The sequence below is a fragment of the Thiothrix litoralis genome (assembly GCF_017901135.1).
In the GTDB taxonomy this organism is placed as follows: domain Bacteria; phylum Pseudomonadota; class Gammaproteobacteria; order Thiotrichales; family Thiotrichaceae; genus Thiothrix; species Thiothrix litoralis.
The window spans coordinates 1,606,211-1,627,577 of sequence record NZ_CP072801.1 but is presented as its reverse complement, the minus strand read 5'-3'; the positions used below and the strand labels follow the sequence as shown (position 1 = coordinate 1,627,577).

At 53.8% G+C, this 21,367-nt stretch carries 13 protein-coding genes; 7 read left to right on the top strand and 6 right to left on the bottom strand.

From position 1 onward, the window contains the following. Positions 1 to 5: 5 nt before the first annotated feature. The gene (locus tag J9253_RS07905; protein WP_210224067.1) at positions 6 to 650 is read right to left on the bottom strand and encodes an arylesterase; all 645 of its coding nucleotides are present in this window, start codon (positions 648 to 650) and stop codon (positions 6 to 8) included. 150 nt (positions 651 to 800) lie between these two features. On the opposite strand from J9253_RS07905, the gene J9253_RS07900 reads away from it, so the two are divergent. From J9253_RS07900 to J9253_RS07870, 7 genes are all read left to right on the top strand, one after another. Then, entirely contained in the window at positions 801 to 2,348 is a 1,548-nt protein-coding gene (locus J9253_RS07900) for an ATP-binding protein (RefSeq protein ID WP_210224066.1), read from the top strand. Positions 2,349 to 2,442: 94 nt separating this feature from the next. Continuing rightward, complete coding sequence (locus tag J9253_RS07895) at positions 2,443 to 3,114, top strand: ABC transporter ATP-binding protein (protein ID WP_210224065.1); 672 nt, start codon at positions 2,443 to 2,445, stop codon at positions 3,112 to 3,114. Continuing rightward, on the top strand, positions 3,111 to 5,564 hold the full coding sequence (locus J9253_RS07890) for an ABC transporter permease (RefSeq protein ID WP_210224064.1): 2,454 nt from the start codon (positions 3,111 to 3,113) through the stop codon (positions 5,562 to 5,564). The genes J9253_RS07895 and J9253_RS07890 overlap by 4 nt, the downstream gene beginning before the upstream one ends. A gap of 112 nt (positions 5,565 to 5,676) precedes the next feature. After that, the gene (locus J9253_RS07885; RefSeq protein WP_210224063.1) at positions 5,677 to 7,350 is read left to right on the top strand and encodes a hypothetical protein; all 1,674 of its coding nucleotides are present in this window, start codon (positions 5,677 to 5,679) and stop codon (positions 7,348 to 7,350) included. 349 nt (positions 7,351 to 7,699) lie between these two features. Next, positions 7,700 to 9,259 carry a reverse transcriptase family protein gene (locus J9253_RS07880; protein WP_210224062.1) on the top strand — a complete coding sequence of 520 codons (1,560 nt, stop codon included), beginning with the start codon at positions 7,700 to 7,702 and terminating at the stop codon, positions 9,257 to 9,259. After that, entirely contained in the window at positions 9,256 to 12,753 is a 3,498-nt protein-coding gene (locus tag J9253_RS07875; protein ID WP_210224061.1) for a hypothetical protein, read from the top strand. Before J9253_RS07880 ends, J9253_RS07875 begins: the two co-directional genes overlap by 4 nt. Beyond that, entirely contained in the window at positions 12,753 to 14,384 is a 1,632-nt protein-coding gene (locus tag J9253_RS07870) for a hypothetical protein (RefSeq protein WP_210224060.1), read from the top strand. Before J9253_RS07875 ends, J9253_RS07870 begins: the two co-directional genes overlap by 1 nt. Here the strand turns inward: J9253_RS07870 and J9253_RS07865 are convergent. From J9253_RS07865 to J9253_RS07845, 5 genes are all read right to left on the bottom strand, one after another. Further along, positions 14,364 to 15,596 carry a lytic murein transglycosylase gene (locus tag J9253_RS07865; protein ID WP_210224059.1) on the bottom strand — a complete coding sequence of 411 codons (1,233 nt, stop codon included), beginning with the start codon at positions 15,594 to 15,596 and terminating at the stop codon, positions 14,364 to 14,366. The genes J9253_RS07870 and J9253_RS07865 overlap by 21 nt on opposite strands. 78 nt (positions 15,597 to 15,674) lie before the next feature. Then, positions 15,675 to 16,013, bottom strand: coding sequence for a DUF1820 family protein (locus tag J9253_RS07860; protein ID WP_210224058.1), 339 nt, complete (start codon positions 16,011 to 16,013; stop codon positions 15,675 to 15,677). A 96-nt stretch (positions 16,014 to 16,109) separates the two neighbouring features. Beyond that, complete coding sequence (locus tag J9253_RS07855) at positions 16,110 to 16,904, bottom strand: caspase family protein (RefSeq protein ID WP_210224057.1); 795 nt, start codon at positions 16,902 to 16,904, stop codon at positions 16,110 to 16,112. Between the two features lie 11 nt (positions 16,905 to 16,915). Further along, positions 16,916 to 19,414, bottom strand: a complete 2,499-nt coding sequence (locus J9253_RS07850) for a multicopper oxidase domain-containing protein (RefSeq protein ID WP_210224056.1) — start codon at positions 19,412 to 19,414, stop codon at positions 16,916 to 16,918. A gap of 180 nt (positions 19,415 to 19,594) precedes the next feature. Next, positions 19,595 to 21,109, bottom strand: coding sequence for a fumarate hydratase (locus tag J9253_RS07845; protein ID WP_210224055.1), 1,515 nt, complete (start codon positions 21,107 to 21,109; stop codon positions 19,595 to 19,597). Positions 21,110 to 21,367: the final 258 nt, after the last annotated feature.

Genomic DNA, 21,367 nt, shown 5'->3' with positions numbered 1-21,367 from the left:
GACGTTTATTTTGTGGGCAATACGCCTTCCAGCACTGCCCACACATTGTCGAGCACCTTGGGTTCTGCTTCCGCTGTCGGGTGCAGGCCGTCTGCTTGCATCAAATCCCAGTCTTCCGCCACACCTGCCAGCAAGAAGGGTACGAGCGGCAATTCGTACTCTTTCGCCAGATCGGTATACACCGCGTCGAATTTGTCGGTAAAGGTTGTGCCGTAATTCGGCGGCAGTTTGATGCCAATCAGCACGACTTTGGCCTTGGCTGCTTGTGCCAGTTTCACCATTTGTTCCAGGTTGCTGCGCATGGTGGGTAGGTCGATGCCGCGTAGCCCGTCATTTGCCCCGAGTTCCAGCAGGACGTAAGCAGGTTGGTGGGTTTTCAGGGCTTCGGGCAAACGGGTCAAGCCTCCGGCGGAGGTTTCGCCGCTGATGCTGCCGTTGACGACTTTGTAGTCATCCCCCAGCTTTTCTTGCAACAGGTTGACCCAGCCCTTATCCACAGCGATGCCATACGCAGCACTCAAACTGTCGCCCCATACCAGCAAAGTCGGGGTTTCGGGCGTGGTTGTAACGGGTGTTTCCGCCGCCATCACCACAGTCGTAGACGGTAACAAGCCCATGAGGCACAAGATCAAATAAAGTACGCGCAACATCCAATGGATTCCTTCATAAATGAACAAGACCGCTATTCAGACCAACGATCGGGTGAAAACTATCCCCCAGACGGGGCGTGAATTGCAAATTCTCCCTGTATACTGCTCTGATTACCGCTGCCGCCGTCACCGGCAAGAGAGACAACCGTCATGACTGAACGCAAACGCCTTCCCATCGGTATCCAGACCTTCCGTGAAATCCGTGAGGATAACCACTATTACGTGGATAAAACTGGCCTGATCCAGCAAATTGTCGAGAGCGGCAAACATTACTTTCTGTCGCGCCCGCGCCGTTTCGGCAAAAGTCTGTTGCTGGATACCATTAAGGAACTGTTTGAAGGCAACGAGCCGTTGTTTCAGGGGCTGGCTATCCATGATCAGTGGGATTGGTCGGTGAAATACCCGGTGCTGCGCTTCAGTTTTGGCTCGGGGAACTTCCGGCAAGCCGACTATCTGCCGCAAAATCTCATGGCGCAACTGGATCGACTTGAAGAACAATTCCAGTATCGCTCAGGTTACACCACCTGTCCTGAACGCTTTCAGTCACTGCTTCTCCATGCCCACAAACAAACAGGCTTACCCGTCGTGGTGCTAATCGACGAATACGACAAACCCATTCTGGATGCGCTGGAATACCCCGACATTGCCAAAGCCAACCGCGATTTCCTGCGCGGCTTCTACGGTACGATCAAGGATTTTGACGGGCATATCCGCTTCAGCTTCCTGACTGGCGTGAGCAAGTTTTCCAAAGTCAGCCTGTTTTCCGGTTTGAATAATCTGGAAGATATTACCCTGATCCCGCGCTATTCCAGCCTGTGTGGTTACACCGATGAGGATATCGACACCGTATTCGCGCCTGAACTACCGGGGCTGGATCGTGCTGAAATCCGGGCGTGGTACAACGGTTACAACTGGTTGGGGACGGGCGTCTATAACCCGTTTGATATTCTGCAACTGTTTAAAAACCATCTGTTCAGGAATTACTGGTTTGAAACAGGTACACCGACTTTTCTGGTGGAGCAGCTTCTTAAGCGCCAGATACCGACCCTGACACTCGATAGTATGCTCAGTAGCAGCGATATGCTATCCAGTTTTGAAGTGGGTAATATCACCACCGAAGCGTTATTGTTTCAGACCGGCTACCTGACCATTAAACAGGAAGAAAATCTGGGCGGGCAGTATTTTTATACGCTGGGCTATCCCAATCGTGAGGTCTATCAAAGCCTGAACGAAACGTTGCTCTCCGCACTGGTGCTGGACAAATCCAAACAGGTCGTGCATAGCAATCAGTTGTACCGCTTGTTGCTCAACAATGATTTTGCTGGCCTCAAACAATTGTTCCACAGCTTTTTCGCCAGCATTCCACACCAGTGGTACAACAATAACGAGATCCAGCATTACGAAGGCTATTACGCCAGCGTGTTTTATTCCTATTTCGCCTCACTGGGCTTGAATGTCACGCTGGAAGATACCAGCAATTTAGGGCGCATTGACATGACCCTGAAGTTTAACCAGCAAGTGTACATTTTTGAGTTCAAGGTGGTGGAACTGATTCCGCAAGGTAAGGCATTACAGCAAATCAAAGACCGTGCGTATGCTGACAAATACCGGGGGCTAAACCAGCCGATATATTTGATCGGCGTCGAGTTCAGCAAAACTGACCGTAATATTGTGGGCTTTGAGTGGGAACAGGGATAAAACGCATAGATAACCATATTCCTAGCCGGTGAAAAGCTCAGGGCGGCGCAAGATCAGGTAAAGTATGCGCAACATCCCATGGATTTCTTAGTAAATGAACAAAATAGCTATTCAAACCAACGATCTGGTGAAAACCATCCCTCAAGCGGGGCGTGAATTACACATTCTCCGTGGCATTAGCCTGACGATTGACAGCGGCGAGTCGGTGGCGATTACCGGCCTGTCCGGTTCGGGGAAAAGTACCTTGCTGGGTTTACTGGCAGGTTTGGACTTGCCCAGCCATGGTTCGGTCAAGCTCTTCGGGCAGCCGCTGGATGGTTTGGATGAAGACCAGCGTGCCGCCTTGCGTTTGGGGCGGGTCGGCTTCGTGTTCCAATCGTTTCATTTGCTGGAGAACCTCACGGCCTTGGAAAACGTCATGCTGCCGCTGGAATTGGGCACGCAAGCCGGTGATCGTACCGCTTTAGCCACGCAAGCTCTGCAACAAGTTGGGCTGGCGGAACGCATGGGGCATTTCCCCAACCAGCTTTCCGGCGGTGAACAACAGCGGGTTGCTTTGGCGCGAGCTTTTGTGACTCGCCCGCAAATCCTGTTCGCGGATGAGCCAACCGGCAACCTTGACCGTACCACTGGTCATGAAATCACCGAGTTGCTGTTTGCCTTGCAGGAACAATTCCACACCACGCTGGTATTGGTTACGCACGATGAAACACTGGCGGCGCGTTGCCAAACCCATTACCGCTTGGTGGAAGGGGCGCTGGCATGAGTTTGCTGTTTAAACACTGGCAGCAACGCTGGCGGATGCCGGAGCTGCGTTTGCTGCTGTTGGCGCTGATTGTGTCCGTCACCGTGGTCACAGCCGTGGGTTTTTTCACCAGCCGGGTGGAAAACGCCATGCAAGCGCAAGCCCGCCAATTACTGGGGGGTGATTTGGTGCTGACTTCGGCGCGTCCGCTGGATGCGGCTTATGTGCAACGCGCCAAAACCGTGGGACTGGAAACGGCGGAAACGGTCAGTTTTCCGAGCATGGCTTCCGCTGGCGACAAGTTGCAATTGGCGCAATTGAAAGCAGTGTCTAGCGGCTACCCGCTGCGAGGCGATTTGAAAACCGCGCCCGCGCCGGATGCGCCAGAAGTCGCTTCCAACGGGCAACTACCCGCAAAAGGTGAAATCTGGGCAGAAGCCCGCTTGTTTGCGGAACTGGCGGTGCAACCGGGCGCAAGTGTTACCTTGGGGCGCAGCACCTTCACCCTGACGCGGGTCTTGACCCAAGAACCTGACCGTAGCAGCAACCTGTTCCAGCTTGCCCCCGTGGTGCTGATGAATCTGGATGATTTGAAGGCGACGGAATTACTCTCGCCTGCTAGCCGCGCCCGTTTCAACCAGTTGTTTGCAGGCAAGGCGGCGGTGATCAAAACATTCCAGCAAGCGTTGGAGCCGCAGCTTAAACCGACCGAACGCATCCGCACGTTGGAGGATGATTTGTCGTCGGTGCAGCAGACGTTGCAGCGTTCCGGGCGTTTTCTGGGGCTGGCGGCTTTGTTGAGTGTGGTGCTGGCAGGGGCGGCGGTGGTGCTGACTTCCGCGAGTTTGATGCGGCGTGAACTGCCAGCGGTGGCAGTGTTGAAAGCAATGGGGATGTCGCGGCGGCAAGTGCTGTTTGACCATGCGTTTTCCTTGTTGCTGACGGCGTTGTTGGCGGCTGTTATCGGCGTGTTGCTGGGGCTGGTGTTGCAGTTTGCGCTGGCGGAATGGTTAAGCCGCTTTGTGGGTAAGGATTTGCCTGCGCCGAGCTTGATGCCGATTGTCACCGGAGTGCTGACGGCGGTGGTGCTGTTGCTGGGGTTTGCCTTGCCGCAGTTGTTGCGTTTGGTGAATACCTCGCCGATGCAGATTTTGCAAGGGGCATTGCAACGCCCGCAGCAGTCGCTGTGGTGGGTGGTCGGCTGCTTGTTGCTGGCCGTTTTCGGGTTGCTGTGGTTGCAATCGCGGGATTTGCCGTTGGCGGGAATGCTGTTGCTGGGCTTGTTGGCGGGCACGGGGTTGTTCTGGTTATTGGCAAGCGGCGCATTGCGGTTGGTGCAAGCATTTGGCAAACGGATCGGCGCGGGCTGGATTCCGGCGCTGGGGCGTTCCCGTCGGGCGGTGTTACTGGTGGTGGTATTTGCGACCGGGTTGTTTGCGTTGCTGCTGCTGACCACGGTGCGTACCGATTTGCTGGATCGTTGGGCGGAAACCTTACCGGCGGATGCGCCTGACCATTTCCTGATTAATATCCAGCCTGCGGAGGCGGAGCCGTTGACGCGCTTTTTTGATGCACACGCGGTGAAGCTGAATCTGTATCCGATGATTCGGGGGCGCTTGGTGGAAGTTAATGATAAGCCCGTGAAGCCTGATGATTACGAAAACCAGCGGGCGCAGAATTTGTTGGAACGTGAGTTTAATTTGTCGTCCTTTGCGGAATTTCCGGCAAGTAATGCCTTGCTGGAAGGCAAGTGGTTTGCTAAAGGGGAAAAGGGCTTGTCGATTGAGCAGGGTATCGGTGAAATGTTGCGGTTTGGCATAGGTGACAAGCTGACTTTCGATATTGCCGGGCAGCGTTTCAGCGATACCGTGACCAGCGTGCGTGAAGTCCGTTGGGACAGTATGCAGCCGAATTTCTTTGTGATTGCAGCACCCGGTAGTGTGACGGATATGCCGCAAACCCTGATTACCAGCATTCATCTGGGTGATAAAAAGCCGCTGATTACGGAAATGATTCACCAATTCCCTAGCGTGACGGCGATTGATGTGGGGGCGATTTTGACGCAGGTGCGTTCCTTGGTGACGCAGGCTGGCCTCGCGGTGCAGGGCATTTTCGTGTTTACCCTGATTGCCGGGGTGGTGGTATTAATTGCGGCGTTGCAATCGCAAAAGGCTGAGCGGCGGCGTGAGATTGCCATCCTCAAATCGTTGGGGGCAGGGCGTGCGCTGCTGCGGCAGCGTATCTGGGGGGAATTTTTGTTGCTGGGGGCGTTGGCGGGGGTATTGGCCGGGCTGCTGGCGTTGACGGCAGGGAATTTACTGGCTTACTACCTGTTTGATCTGGATATTAACCTGAATCTGTGGCCGTTAGTGGTCAGCAGTGTGATTGGCAGCGTATTGGTGGGCATTGCAGGTTACTGGAATTTAAGGGGGTTGCTGACAGTATTGCCGTTGTCCTTGTTGAAAAGCTGAGTGCTATCGCGTGATTTAAGCGCGATTATCGCGTGGTGTTCGTTTGTTGGGTGGGATGCTGCTACACTCGCACGCATACCCTAAATAAAAAATAATAACGGATGCACTGACCATGGCGACAGACGAAGCGCAAATTAGCAACCATCGTTTTATCCCCCTTTCCAGCGGCAAAGCGCGTGAATGGATTTCCGCTTTGCCACTGACTGACCCCGGTGAAACCACCCGGCGAATTTTCCACGGGCTGGTGGATTTGAATCGGCGTGCCTTGCCCGCCATGACCCGCTTGCAGATCAGCGAAATGTTGCGCCCAGCGGTGGATGTTGCGCTGGAAGCCTTGCAACGCCATTTGGAAGCCCGCGCTTTTCCTTTAACCCCTAAAAGTCAGAAGATTTTTGAGCTGACCCAATCGTTGATGCTGGAGTTCGCGGGTTCTTATCAGGTGGCAACGCTGGATATGATGACCAAGAAGGAGGGCAATAAAAAATCCCTGCAATTGGCGATTTATCGGGCGATGGACTGGATGGGAAGGGTGCTGTTGCTGACGTATTCGGTGTACGTGCGTACCCGCGAAACCTTGTGGCATGACATTAACCATCTGTATTTGTTGGCAGTGGAAAACGGCGTCGAAAAGGTGGTGTTGCGGGATACTTCGCCCGGTGCGCCAACCATTGAGGCGCGTTACATCCAGATAAACCTGCTGGCTTTGGTAAAGCCTTATTGTTTGCGGCAAGGGGAAGTCGCCCGTTTGATGCATTATTTCGTGCAAAATACCGCCTTGGTGACGTTGGCGCGGGATGCGGAGGGTCAGCAAACCGGGGAATACGCCCATGCGATAGTCCTCAATAGCGATGAACCCGCCGCGATGATGCTGTTAAGCGATTTACCGCATTCCCCCACGGTCAGGGTGTTGAATTTGAATGCACTGTTGGCGCGTATGGATGGGCATATCCGGGAGCTGGAAGCGAAGGGTGTTCCCGCGATGATCCTTCAGGAAGGCTTGAGCCGTAACCTCGCCAAGCGGGTCATTTATCACCTGTCGGCAGTGCGTAACCGCAGTTACAACCGCTTCCCCAAAAAGGAACAGATTGGCATGGTCACACGTTTTCCTGACGTGTTAACCGTGATCCGGGATGCACAAAAAACCGATGCCGTCGAGGATGCGGAGGCGGAAGACATGTTGTTCAATGTGTTTATGGAAAGCGATTATGAGGATGAAGGCCGTTCCAAAAAAACGGTGATTCACCAGGTGGCGGAAGAGGAGGAAGGTGCACGTATCCAGTCATGGAAAGTGATCAATACCAGCGTGGGTGGTTACGGTTTGTGCTGGGAAGGCAAGGAGGCATCCGGTGCTCGTGTAGGTGAAATCGTGGCTTTGCGTGACATAGCGGACGAGAGCGCCGTGTGGATGATCGGGGTGATCAAGTGGATGGAATTTGTGGCAGGCAGTGGTTTATGTTGCGGTGTTGAACTGCTTTCCACCAAAATCATGGTGGTGTCGGTGAAGCATGTGCTCAACCGGGTGTTGAGCCAGAAACTGCCAGTAGATGGTCTGATGCTGCCGAGCATTGAAGGGATTCGGCCTGACCCAGCGTTGATCTTGCCCGCCTACATTTTTCAGGCCGGGGATGAAATCCGCTTAGAGTTTGCCGAACGCGAGGAACGGGTACGGCTAGTGTTGCTGGATGAATGTTTGGGGGCGTTTGCCTATTTCCGCTTTACCGCGCTGGCTGAAAATGCCAATGAAGAGGATGAGGACGATTTCACCTCACTGTGGCAATCGTTATAAGAGCTTGCGCACAATAAACCAACACCGCTTATCAGTCCAAAATTGACCAAGTGATGATGTGTAGTAAAATCCTCCTCAGTAAATGAACCCTTGCAACTTGAACAGTGGATCGCTGTTCGCGTATAGAGCCTTTCAAAGCGACATCAGCTTGCTCTTTACTAGGGCGGGGACTGGACTACTGTGCGAATTGCATTGCGTTTCTAAGGAAACCAATATCGCACAGTAGTCCGTCCCCGCATCGAGTGTAGCAAGCTGATCTTCTGGATGAACGAAGGTAATTTACTACCGATAGCCGACTCAAGGGTCGGCTATTTATTTTAAAAACAATAACGAATAATCAGGGACTTGCATGAGCCAACTCACCCGCCAGCAACTCTATGACAAGATCAAAGAAACCTCCAAGGATGAAGTTATCCTCAGCGAGATGAAACGGCTGGGTTACTGGAAGGAAGACGCACAGCCAACGCTGGCCGAATCCCTGATCAAACGCCGTGGCGATTTGCAACGCCAGATCAACGCCTTATCCGCCCAGATTACCGACCCTAAAGCTGCCCTCAAAGCGATTCACCAAGAACGCATGGCCGCCGCCCGCCAGCAACGCATTGATACCAAAGTCAAACGCGAAGTCACCCGCTTCCATCGCGCACAGGCTTGGCATGAAAAGCAGCAAAACCACATCCACTACCTTGGCGATGCTGCCGGGTTCAAACCCTCTGCCGCCGCTGACGTGTCAGACGCGGAACGCCTGCACAGCCTTGGCCTACCCGTCTATTCCAATGCTGCCGAACTCGCGGAAGGCATGGGCATTACCCTCAACGAATTGCGCTTTCTGACCTACAGCAATCAAGTTTCGCGGGTTTGCCACTACCAGCATTTCGCGATGCAGAAAAAATCCGGCGGTACACGCCTGATTTCCGCCCCCATGCCGCGTTTGAAACGCCTGCAATACTGGGTGCTGGATAATATCCTGCAACCGCTGGAACTCACCGAACAGGCGCACGGTTTCGTCAAAGGCCGCAGCATTGTCAGCAATGCCCAGCCGCATCTGGCGCAAAAAGTCGTGATCAATCTCGATCTGAAAGACTTTTTCCCCACCGTTACCTACCCGCGTATCAAAGGCACTTTCGCGCAACTCGGCTATAACCACGAAGTCGCCTCCCTGCTGGCGCTGCTGTGTTCCGAAGCCGATACCCAAACCGTGGAAATGGATGGGCAACGCTATTACCTGAACAGCACCAGCCGCCGCCTGCCGCAAGGCGCACCCACCAGCCCTGCCCTGAGCAACGTGATTTGCCGCACGCTGGACAAACGCCTGCAAGGTCTGGCGAGCAAACATGGCTTTGCCTACACCCGTTACGCCGACGATTTGACCTTTTCTGGCACACAGGCTGATGCTATCCCCGCCCTGCTCTATTCAACCAAGGCTACCGTGACCGCAGAAGGTTTCCACCTGCACCCAGACAAAACCCGCATCATGAAACAGGGTAGCAAACAGGAAGTCACCGGCATCGTCGTCAACCAGCACCTCTCGCTGGATAACAAAAAGCTCAAGCAATTCCGCGCCCTGCTGTTCCAGATCGACAAGGATGGTTACGCCGGTAAAAGCTGGGGCAACGGTTACAACCTGCTCTCCAATATCAAAAGCTATGCCCATTACGTGCGCATGGTGAACCCAGCAAAAGGCAGCCAGTTTTTAGAACAGATTAGCGCCATCCAGCAAAAGCACGGCAAACCCGAACAAGCAACGAAGTTCAGCAACACCCAATTCCGCGAACGTGCCGCGCAAGGCAAACTGCCGCTGGACACCATGCGCGTTGCCCCCATCAAGCCACCACCAACGCTGGATGAGCTGATCCAGCACCGCGATGTATTGCCGCAAGTCCAAGAAATAATCGGAGGTAAGTCATGAATCTGATCCGACGTACTACCCTGCGCTTTCAGGATGGCGCTTCCGACAAAGTGTACGAAGTGGACATTGTGGAAGTTTCTGAGGGCAACCTGCTGGTTAATTTCCGCTACGGACGTTCCGGCAAGCCACGCACCGAAGGCAGTAAAACCGCCGCCCCCGTCGATGCCGCCAAAGCCAAAAAAGTCGCCGATAGCTTGCTGGTCAGCAAGATGAACAAAGGCTATGAAGTGCTGATCGGCTACAACCCGGTCACGGGCGAAACCATCGGTGCCAGCACCGCCGCCCCAACCGAAGCCGCCCCACGCAAAGGCAAAAAAGCCCAAAGCCGCGACCAGCAAATTCTGGAACGTCTCTACAAATTTGCGGAAGGCGACCAGCACCTCGACAGCGCCGGTCTGATTGATGGCTACTCCCTAAGCCGCAGCGTGTGGAAAGCTGGGGAACTACGCATCCCGGAACTGATTCCTGCCCTGCAAGCGCTGCTCAATAACTTGCCCAGTAAAGCCAAAGACGACCCGATGTGTTATTACGCCATCGCTTGGGCAGCCGGACGCACCCGTGACAGTGCCGCCCTGCCCATCTTGCAACAGCTTCAGGACAAAGTGCCCGCGCACCTGTACCAGTTCGCCTGCCTGCACCTCGGGCAAGCACCAGAAAACTGCCTACCAGCATTTGACCAAACGCTGGATGCGCTGCAAGCGATTGAAGCCATCCAGGCATTTGACCATTACGCCACCATGTCTTTCGACCGCTTGAATGAGGAAGATCGGGCATACATCCAGCAAGTACTGCATTGGCAAGGGCTGACCGACGCCATCCAACAGGCACTCAGCCAAACCGTATTGACAGATGCAGATCAGGATTTCATGCAGCAACGCATTGATGCTGTCAGCTATACCAAAATTCAGGCAAGCAAGGCCGCCGTGCCCAAACTCGAACCTGCCATTACCGATGTCCTGAGTTACCACTATAACGCCTTGCTGGCTCAGAAACAGCGCGAATACCAAGCCGACTTCGAGCTGTATCAGCAACTGCTGGCAGGCATGAATCTGCAAACCGTGCTGGCACATGATACCTACGACATTGCCCGCGCCAACGAAGGCAATGTGCAATACCTGTGGGGTGAGGCCAAACGCAACCTGCAAAACGCCCTGAAAGCCACGGGTAAAGTGAAAAATATCAGCAGCTTGTGGCAGCGTGTCATCAACTACTACGAGCAGCAAAGCAAACGTCAGTCAGCCGTGTTCGCCGAACGTTTGCAGCAATGCTATGCCATCCTGCACACCCACGAGGCTTACGATGATGTGGTCAAGCGGGTTGTGCCGACCATCAGGGCTAATCGCTGGTTCTATGGCTACCAGCATCAGGTCAGCGATGCCATCCGCAGTAAATATGACACTGCACTCAATTACCACGTCCGCCGCTTGTTCATGGATCGCTTTGCCGATTTGCGCAAAGATGCCCTGCAACCCAAAGAGCAGTTGCTGGAACATTACAGCCAGCATGTGGTGGGCTTATACGCGCTGGCCAGCATCCAGCCGGACAAACGGGCGCTGGCTTTCCGCGCCATCCAGAATGCCCCGGTGAACCAATCGTTTACCGCCTCGTTCCGCAAGCTTTACAAAATGGCCGAGTTTCTGGATGACCACGCAGCACTTGCCGTGCTGAATCATCGGCTGGAAACCACCCCGGATGAAGGGCGGCGGCAAGCATGGCGCGACGAAAACACGGCATTCACCCGCCAAAGCAAGCTGTATTTGCGTCGCCGTACCGTGCGCCATTTGCGCAACTTGGGTAAATTCGCCCCCAACGATTATCTGCGGCTAGCGCGGGAAATATTAGTGCTGGCGGATGATGCCTCGCCAATGGCACAACATACCCCGAAAAAGCACCTGCTTTACTTCCCCGAACTGGTGGCGCTGAATTTCATCCTGCACCGTCACAGCCAACGCTACGGACAAAACTACATAGGCACTTGGTTTTTGCAGGAAAACCGCCAGAACGAAGCCAACCAGCCGGAAGCTTTCCCAACCTTGTGGGCGTATGCGGGGCAGGATTTGCTCTACATCTTGCGTCATTGCAAGGCAGCGATGGTGAATGATTTCGCCTACCGTCGCCTCCAGCCGCAAACGGCGTTTTTGCAGGAACAAACCCAAGCCACTTGGCTGGAACTGGTGGTGCGCCCCTATGAAAATACTGCGACGCTGGCGCTGGAACACTTGCGTGACGCTTTGCAGCAGACCGAGGTGGTCTACACACTGCTGAATGCCCAGTTTGCCAGCATCCGCCATCACGCGTTGGCAAACCTGACGCCAGAACACTTCGCAGAAAGCCCTGATTTATTGCTGAACCTGTTGCTCTCGCCCCATGCTGATGTGCAACTGTTCGCGAAAAATTATGTGTACGCCATGCCCGGCAATCATGTGTTGCTGCCGCTGTTACTGGCACGCCCAGAACCTGAATTGCAAGCCCTGGGTATCGCCCTGATCAGCAAGCTCAGTGATGCCGAGAAACAGCAATACCGGGTACTGCTGTTCAATGCACTCACATCTGACAATGCTGAATTGCGCCGTGGAGCGCGGACGGTGGCGCTGTCCATCAACGATGCCGCCTTCCAGAAAGACATTTTCGCACATATTTTGCCGCTGCTATTCAAGGCTGAACCTGTGGATGGTTACAGCGATGACATGCTGGCGCTGGTGCAAGCGGTTGCAGCGATCCACGCCGAGATTGACCAAAATCTGTTATGGCGCTTGCTGACCGCGAAAAGCAAGTTGGCGGAACGTGCCGGGGCGTTGATTTTGCCTGCACACCCTGCCAGTGCGTTTTCGGTCAAGCAGTTGGCGATGTTGAGCAAAATCCCGACCTTGCAAGTGCGCGAGTGGGCAATCACAGCTTTACAGGCTGATCCGGCACGGGTTGCCGCACAGTTCGCAGAAGCGGTGCGGATTCTGGATAACCGCTGGGAGGATACCCGCGCCCAAGCCATCCAGTTCTTCAGCGGCTTTGCAGACGATTTCTGGACGAGTGAACGGGTCGTGGCGGTGTGTGATCAGGTCTATCACGACGTGCAACAATTCGGGCGCGAACTAGTGTTACGTGGCTTCCAGCAAGGTGAGGGGGAAACCTACTTGCTGCAATTGAGCCAGCACCCCGCCAATAACGTGCAGTTGTTTGTATCGAACTTTTTGCAGGCATACGCCGCCAATAAGCCGGACACGATCCTCAAGCTGCAAGGCTATTTCAATACCGTGCTGTCGCAGGTGAATCGCGGGCGTTTGGTAAAAGACCGGGTGATTGCCTTCCTGTTTACCGAATCCGGCAAGGATGAGCAAGTGGCGCGGATGGTAGCGGCCTTGTTCAGCGACCAATCGTTGAGCCGAGTGATTGCCGACAAATCGCGTTACATCAAAACCTTGTTTGAATTGCAAAACCGCTACGGCATCCAGCAAACCCCGGTACAGATAATCGCACCAGCGGTGAGGGCTTACTGATGGAATTTTCCAGAAAATACCACGGTCATTCGCAAGTCGCCAATAACGGCCGTGAAACCAACATGTCATTCGTGCCGGATGCGTTGCGCAACCCGACATTTTTTGCCGCTGACCTTGGGCAACATATCCCGTTCCGCGAGGCGATGTCCGCGCTGCATCAGGTCGTGGTGTCGGATATGGCTTTCCAGCCCAAGGATAAATCCGATTACAAGGCATGGCTCAAAGAGCAGGAAGACGTGTTTCTGGCGCAAGCCATGGCGCAACAGGGCAAGGTCAAAGCGCAACTGGATGAGTTACGCCAGCAAATGCGCGAAGTGCAACACGCCGAAAGTGCCGCGTTATCACCGTTCTACAATGCCCGCTCCAAGTATTTCCAGTATTTGTACAAAAATGACAGGGATGCGTGGTTTGTACTCGACCCGGTGATTACGGTACACCCCGACAGCCTCTTTTTTGAATGCTTCTCGCAGGATGAGTCGAGTTACGGCAAATTAAGCTGCCGTTACGAGGTGTTCGATAAGGTGCGTGAACACGCTTATGGCACGACCAATATCGACTATTCGCACGAGTTGTATCAGGAATTCCAGAAAATCCGTGATTACAAACGCACCCAGTTTGTGATCGACCCCTCCGGCTTTGAAGTGCAGACCGCGTTGAGCGACGACTTCAAGGAAGAAAAGATTGACCTGCCCGACAGTTGGGTGCGCGGTTTCCTGCAAGTCAGCTCGGCCATGAGTTTGCCGTTTACCGAATTCACGCTGCACCCGATGGATATGTATAATATCCTGCTGTTTTTAAAGCGCCACAAGGAAAAAAGTGGGCCACGCTCCTTGCGTTTCTGCCTGACGCCTGACCAACCGATTCAGGTGAAGTTTGACCCGTGGGGCGAAACCCTGACCTGTCCGCGCAGTCTTTACAGCGGCAATACCGCGCAGGAAATCCGTATTTGGGGGCGGCGACGCTTGTTCATTCTGGAACGCTTGTTGCCGATCGTGAAACATTTCCGCGTGAGTTTGATGGGTTCCGGCCTGCCGAGCTTTTGGGTGGCGGAAATGGAACACATGACCTTCACGCTGGGTTTGTCGGGCTGGAGCGCCAATGACTTTTCACGCATGGGCAATTTCGACCTGATGGCGCCACGCGGCGAAGTCGATAGCGTCACGGCGGAACGCGTCTTTGCAGCTTTGCAAACCACTTGGCAGGAAAGTGCTACTTCGCTGGCGCTACGCTTGGGGCTGGATCTACTGACCGTCAAATCAGCCTTGGGGATTTATTCGCAATACGGGCGGGTGTTGTATGACATGGATAGCGATGTGTACCGCATCCGTGAACTCAGCAAAGACCCGCTGCCGATGGATAAGCTGCGTTTCAGCAATGAGCGTGAAGCCAAAGCAGACAATTTCCGGCTAGCCAATTTGGTGACGGTACTGGCGCGGGAAGCGCAGCAGAATGACCGGGTATTGATACGCGGGGAAGTGCTGGATAATGCACAAACCTACCAGCCCGAAATCACTCTGGATGCGGATATGCGCCTGGTGGCGGCAAGCTGCCATTGCCACTTTTACATCCAGAACAAGCTGAACCAAGGGCCCTGCGAACACATGCTGGCGTTACGGTTGGCGGGGAGCTGAAGCCACGCGCTGGCGCAACGCATCCAACTGTTGCAGCGTGGCGTAACCGTCAGCCGGGAAACCGGCTTCGACTTGCCAGCGCCGCAAAGCCGAACGGGTATTTGGCCCCAGCTTGCCATCTACCCCGTCAGTATTAAAACCCGCTGACGTGAGCAAGGCTTGTAACTCGGATTTTTGATCATGGCTCAGCGAGGTATCTTGCGTCGGCCAAGCTGCTGTTAGCGGTGGCTTGCCTTGGATACGATCGCCCAAATAGCCCACTGCCAGCGCATAATTCTGGGCATTGTTGTATTTGAGAATTGCCTGAAAATTCCGTAAGGCCAAAAAAGCTGGGCCGCGATAACCGGCGGGCAGCAACACGAAACCTTCGCCCGTGCCATCCAGCACTTGCCCTTGTGCTGTGGTCAAGCCACCGACCATGCCCCAGATATTCATGGGCAACCAATAATCCGGGTCAGCTTTCGACCAATCGAAATTAGCAGGCAAACGCACTTCAAAGCCCCACGGCTGGTCACGTTCCCAACCGGAACTGGCCAGATAATTGGCGGTGGAAGCCAGCGCATCCGGGATGCTGTTCACCAAATCACGATGCCCGTCGCCATCAAAATCGACAGCATAGGCTTCAAATGTTGTTGGGATAAATTGGGTATGACCAATTGCGCCAGCCCACGAACCCTGCATGGCAACCGGCGACATATCACCCTGTTGCAGGATGCGTAACGCTGACACAAGCTGTTTTTGCCAGAAATCACGCCGCTCAACAGCCCCCGCATACGCCAGCGTCGCTAGGGAGCGCACAATGCTGTAACGCCCGGTATGGTTGCCGAAATTGCTTTCCAGCCCCCAAATCGCTAACAAATATTCAGGCTGCACACCGTATTGGGTGTGGATGCGTTGTAACAAGTCAGCGTAATCGCGCAGCATAGCTTGCCCAGTGGCAATGCGTTCGGGTGACGCTGCCGTTTCTAGGTATTCCCACACGGTTTTGGTAAATTCGGGTTGGTGAGCTTCCAGACGCAGTACCTTGCTGTCAGGCAGCAAGCCGCTTAAAGCCCTATCCACGGTTTCAGCGTGAATGCCTTCCGACAGGGCAACCTGACGGAATTGCTGCTTCCATACCTCAAAGGCACTGTCAACCACGCTGCTATATCCAAATAGCACCGCAGCCAGCAACAACACTATCGGCAACCAATGTAACCATCTACGGTTCATTCAGCCGTTCCACACACTCGACAAATCATCGCAATATAATAGCAGAGTTGTACGAAAACACTTGAGGAAAGCAAAATTTTAGTCTTTTTTCTTACCCGCAGGACGGGCAAATGGGCTGACATTACCTGCTACACTCCCGGCTTCCAGCGAATGGATCTTGCTAATGCCGGGGTGTTCCACTTCGTCGATACGGATCACGGAGTGAATCGGGATGAAACTGCGCTTGACCGCCTCAAACTCGGTCTTGAGGCGCTCTTCAGCGGGGTCAATCACCAGCGCACTTTGGGTACCAAAGACGATTTCTTCGACCACCACAAAACCGTAAAGGTCTGATTCATAGACCTGACGGGCAAAGATTTCGTAGATCTTATCCTGATTTACGAAAGAGATGCGGTAGATGCTGCGGTCGCTGCTCAACTGATTTGCCTCAAGGGAAATGATTGGAAAAATGGGCTAGTTGTAGCAGAAATCCGGGGGGAAGTCACTTGCTCTCAAAAACTGCTAGCCCCCAACCTAAATCTGAAACGGTTTGAGCCGGTCATATTCGGGATCCCGTACACCGATAACGGAATGCTCCGGCGGCTGATATAAGTACATCACGTCATAAAGCGCCGCAAAGAACGCATCGTAATCCCCCACAAATGCCCCCTTTGCCCAGACCTGCTTGAGACATTTGGTAAAGAAACCATTGGGAAGGCCATCATATACACCGTCATAGGCTAGTTCCCCCTCGGTACTGGCGGCAAGCAAGCGCACGCTGGCCTGCAAGGGCTTGTCCTGTGGTGCATTGGCAATCAGACAGGTATAAAAATCCCGGTGCTGTTGCCAAGTTCCCAAGGCTGTTCGACGGGGCATAGCACGGGGCTTGCCAGCCGCGCCACGGGTTACTGTCCCGCTATGGCAACTGTCGGAAACCACCAGAATACGCACCCCGGCAGCAAAATAGCCCCACCATGCGCCTAACTCATCGTCGAGCAAATGCCCATCATACAGGCACCAAGTTTCGTCGACACCATCACATTCATCCCCAGAGATGTCGGGGAGCATTCCACCATGCCCGCCATACGTGACTAGCAGGAAATCCCCAGCCACCAATGCTTCACTGGCTTCCCCGATTGCGGTTATCACTGCATCGCGGGTAGCTACTTCCGCCAATAACTTGACGGACTGAAAGCCCTGCTGCTGGGCAATGGCATACATGTCTTTAGCATCCTGCTCAGCGCCGTCCAGTTTCCCGTCCCACACGCCATCGTAACAAGCGGGATTAACCGCATTCAGACCAATATGGATTGACACACCTTGAGCCATTACCCACTCCTTCAGCTTTTTGGCATGACGACCACTTTGCCCATCATGCCTGCATCTTCATGTTCGAGGATATGGCAGTGGAACACGTATTCGCCAACCTGTTCGGGCTTGTTGAGCAAGACATCAATGTCGATATAACCCATCGGCGGAACCGGGAAGGTGTCATGCATACCGTAGTCCACCGCTTTTTTGACAGCAAGTGGCGCGATAGCACTCGGTGCCGCTGCCGTACCAGTAGTCCCCGTTGGCACTAGCCGTTCTACTTGCGTAAAACTGGCGGGAAGATCCGCAAACAGATCGGCGTAGGATTTGGAACACTGGTCATCCAACACATTTTTCAGCACGCTCTCCTCTGGATTTTCAGGCAAATACCCATCAGCATCCACAAAATCGTAGGCATGTAGCGGCTTGTTGTCCGAAGTTCGCTGCACTTTCTGACCATCTGCTTTTGCCTCACAGACAGCACCCCGCACCCCGACGACATGGAACTTCATCTGGTGAATGTGGAAGTTGTGAATCTGGGCAGAAAGGTTATGTATGCGCCAATGTTCTGCTTGATTACCGATCTGGGTACAGATATTGGTTTTGATAAACCCACCTTTCTCAATACGGAACTTGTGATCAACCAAGCCTTTCAAAGCGGTTTCTTCCAGGGTTGGAACGCCGTATTCCTGAAATGCCTTTTTCCCTTCCTGATAAGAAGTATCGAAGGCATTGTGGGCAAACTGGCTTTGATAATCCTTACGCCAATCATCAATGGTTTTTGCCGTCACTTTGACGCCATCATTGTCTTCGCCAGAGGCAACCAGACCAAAATGCTCCGTAGCAGCATCACCATTAGCATCGAAATTTGTGCCACCGTAGAACAATGCCACATGACGACGGTTGTCAGTATCCACGGCGCTCACATCACACTTTTCTGGTGGCAGCACATCGGTACGTGCCGCATGGGTAGCGGACGGTTTCGCTGCCTTGACAGCCAACTGATAGCCATCGAAATCAGCGCCGGGCATGTTGGCGTCTGGAACAAGTGTTGCGAGACTGACAGAAGGCCAGTCATCTTCCCCGGTATCAATGCCTTCCTGAATCAAATGGTAGGCAGCGGCTTGAGGTTTCTTTGCCATCTCCTCTTCAACAGCTTGAGTAAACGCCACCTTTTCCACGTTATAGTCTTTCGTTATCCTGCCCTGTCCATCTTTGGACTTTGTGACAGTCAGCTTGCAGACAAAACCAGCACTCCCTGGCTTGGCGAAGTCCAGCGCAACCCCTACACGTGTGGCGGTCATCATTGGCAGCGTACAAGACTGGTGTGCAACCGTGGTAGCCTTGTCGACTGTCGTCATACCGTCTTTCTCCATCACCCGGAAGGGCGAAGTGTAATAATCCACGCCCTTGCCATCTTCAGGTTGGCCTGTCACCGCTTCTGGCTCCAGCACCAGACGGTAGGTAGCATTAGCGCTACTATTAGAAATTCTCAAGTAGGCGGCGTTGGGTACTTTGACTGTCGGGAACAGTTGCCCGTTCACAAAAAATAACCACGAATATGCCTGCTTACTGTTTTGCGCATGATAATCACAACGCCCCGGCGCATCACCATCGAACCCCCATTCTTCGTCGCTAACTTTGTCGTGGCAAATGGTCGACACCGCCGGAACAAACTTTTCAAACTGGTAGGTATCTGCCGCCTGCAACCTGCTGGCCTGCATATCTTTCAACTGCACGTATATCGGATTCAGGCGTTTCTCGGCTTTGGCATCGGCAACCATCAGCAACCCTGACATGCCACCTTCCACCTGAAAACCACTTGTGCCATGAGGATGGGGATGATACCAGTTCAAGCCAATGGCATGGTCATCAGCAATGGGATAACGGTAAGCAGCGCCATTGCCAGTAGAAGAACAGATGTCCTCTGGCTTCACGCCTTCCGGCAAGCCTTGCTTTATAGAATTGAACAGGATGCCCAACACATTATCACCACGTCCCTGACTGCTGTCCTTGAAATCCCAAGGCGTCACCAAACCGTGTGTATGCAGGTTGGTAAACTGTGGCTGCATATCCGGCAAATCTTTTTCCGGTGACTGTTGGGAATGATCATGGGTTCCGATACTGTTGAAACGACCGTCACTCGGCATCGTCAGTTCATTCCTGAAATCAATGCGCAATTCATCACCACGGCCTAACTCCAGACGTTCCGGCAGGAGAGTTCCGTTGTAAACCAGCGCATCGTTCAGGTTAATGTCGGGCTTGGCTCCATTTTCAACCTTGACCTTGATGTTCTGGCGGCTGGCAACCATTGAATACTGGAGAGTGCTTGAACCATCTGCCGCGCTTTCCAACTTACAGTTGGGGGTGATGGAATGGGTGAGGGTTGAACAGACTGGCGGACTTTGCGTCACTGGACGTTTATCTGCATGATCCGTATCTGATTTCTGGCAATTGATCAGTAATGTGGTGGTAAGCCCAGACAAACCGAACACTACTAACAGTCTCGCATTCTGCAATAGTTTCATCTCGTACCTCCTTAGCGCTACACTGGATATTTATTTTTCTTGTTCCTTAAAGAATAGACGCAAACGCAGCAGATTGCCTTTTTAAAGTGGCAGATATAGTGAAACAGTAGAATTGGCAAAATGGCTATTTTGGTGCGGGATTAAGGGCGCGAAAAGTCGCGCCCTTCTGTATGTTGAGATTTAGGCAGTATGAATGCGTGCGTCGATGATCTTTTTCCATTGCGCGGGGCCGGTGTTATGCACCGATTCACCGTTGCTGTCGACCGCGACCGTGACCGGCATATCCTTGACCTCGAACTCGTAGATCGCTTCCATGCCCAGTTCCGGGAAAGCCAGCACTTTCGCGCCAACAATCGCTTTGGACACCAGATAGGCCGCGCCGCCGACCGCCATGAGATACACCGCGCCGAATTCCTTAATGGCTTCAATCGCCATCGGACCGCGTTCGGATTTGCCGATCATGCCCAGCAAGCCGGTTTGATCCAGAATCTGGCGGGTGAACTTGTCCATACGGGTGGAAGTAGTGGGGCCTGCGGGGCCGACGACTTCTTCACGTACCGGGTCGACGGGGCCAACGTAGTAAATGAAGCGGCCTTTCAGGTCTACCGGCAATTGCTCGCCCTTGTTGAGCATGTCGATCATGCGCTTGTGCGCAGCGTCGCGCCCGGTGAGCATTTTGCCAGAAAGCAGCACGGTTTCGCCGGGCTTCAGCTTGCGCACGTCTTCAGGGGTGATGGTGTCGAGGTTGACGCGGGTGGCTTGATCACCGCCAGCCAGCGAGATTTGCGGCCAGGTAGCGAGGTCAGGTGGGGTTTGCAGCGCAGGGCCAGAACCATCCAGTACGAAATGGGTGTGGCGGGTCGCGGCACAGTTGGGGATCATGCACACTGGCAAGGAGGCCGCGTGGGTGGGGTAATCCTTGATTTTGACATCCAGCACGGTGGTGAGGCCGCCCAGACCTTGTGCGCCAATGCCGAGCTGGTTGACCTTTTCGTAGAGTTCCAGACGTAACTCTTCGACACGGTTTTGTGGGCCACGAGCGATGAGATCCTGAATGTCGATGGGTTCCATCAGCACTTCTTTAGCCAATACTGCCGCTTTTTCAGCCGTACCACCGATGCCGATGCCGAGCATTCCCGGTGGACACCAGCCTGCACCCATGGTTGGCACGGTTTTCAGCACCCAGTCGACAATGCTGTCGGAGGGGTTGAGCATGACCATTTTGGATTTGTTTTCAGAACCGCCGCCTTTGGCAGCCACGTCAAACGATACTTTGTCGCCGGGAACGATCTCGTAATGGATTACCGCTGGGGTATTGTCTTTGGTGTTTTTCCGCGCTCCGGCTGGGTCAGCGAGGATCGAGGCACGCAGCACGTTATCCGGGTTCATGTAAGCACGACGCACGCCTTCGTTGATCATGTCGGAGAGGCTCAGGTCGCCTTCCCACTGCACGTTCATACCGACCTTGACGAAGACGGTGACGATGCCGGTGTCTTGACAGATCGGGCGGTGGCCTTCGGCACACATGCGCGAGTTGACGAGGATTTGTGCGATGGAATCTTTCGCAGCAGGGGATTCTTCCCGTTCCCACGCCTTGTGCATGGCTTCGATGAAGTCAGCCGGGTGGTAATAGGATATGAATTGCAACGCATCCGCCACGCTGGCGATAACGTCGTTCTGTTTGATGATAGTCATGGACTCTACTCTCCCTTGGTGGTTATCGACTGCGTGCAGAGTATATTATTGTTGTGGCGCACAATCGTATGTGAAATCGGGGAGGGAATCCATTACTTCTAGGGTCACTGCCATTAAGTTAAGCCGCCGCTGCCCTACTTGAGTGATAATACGCCCTTTGGATTTGGGATTTGATATGCCGCCACCGCAAAGCAGACAGGGATTTCAGCCGTGGTCGCAGCCTACTTTTTTCACGAGTCGTGACGATGATTTGCTGTC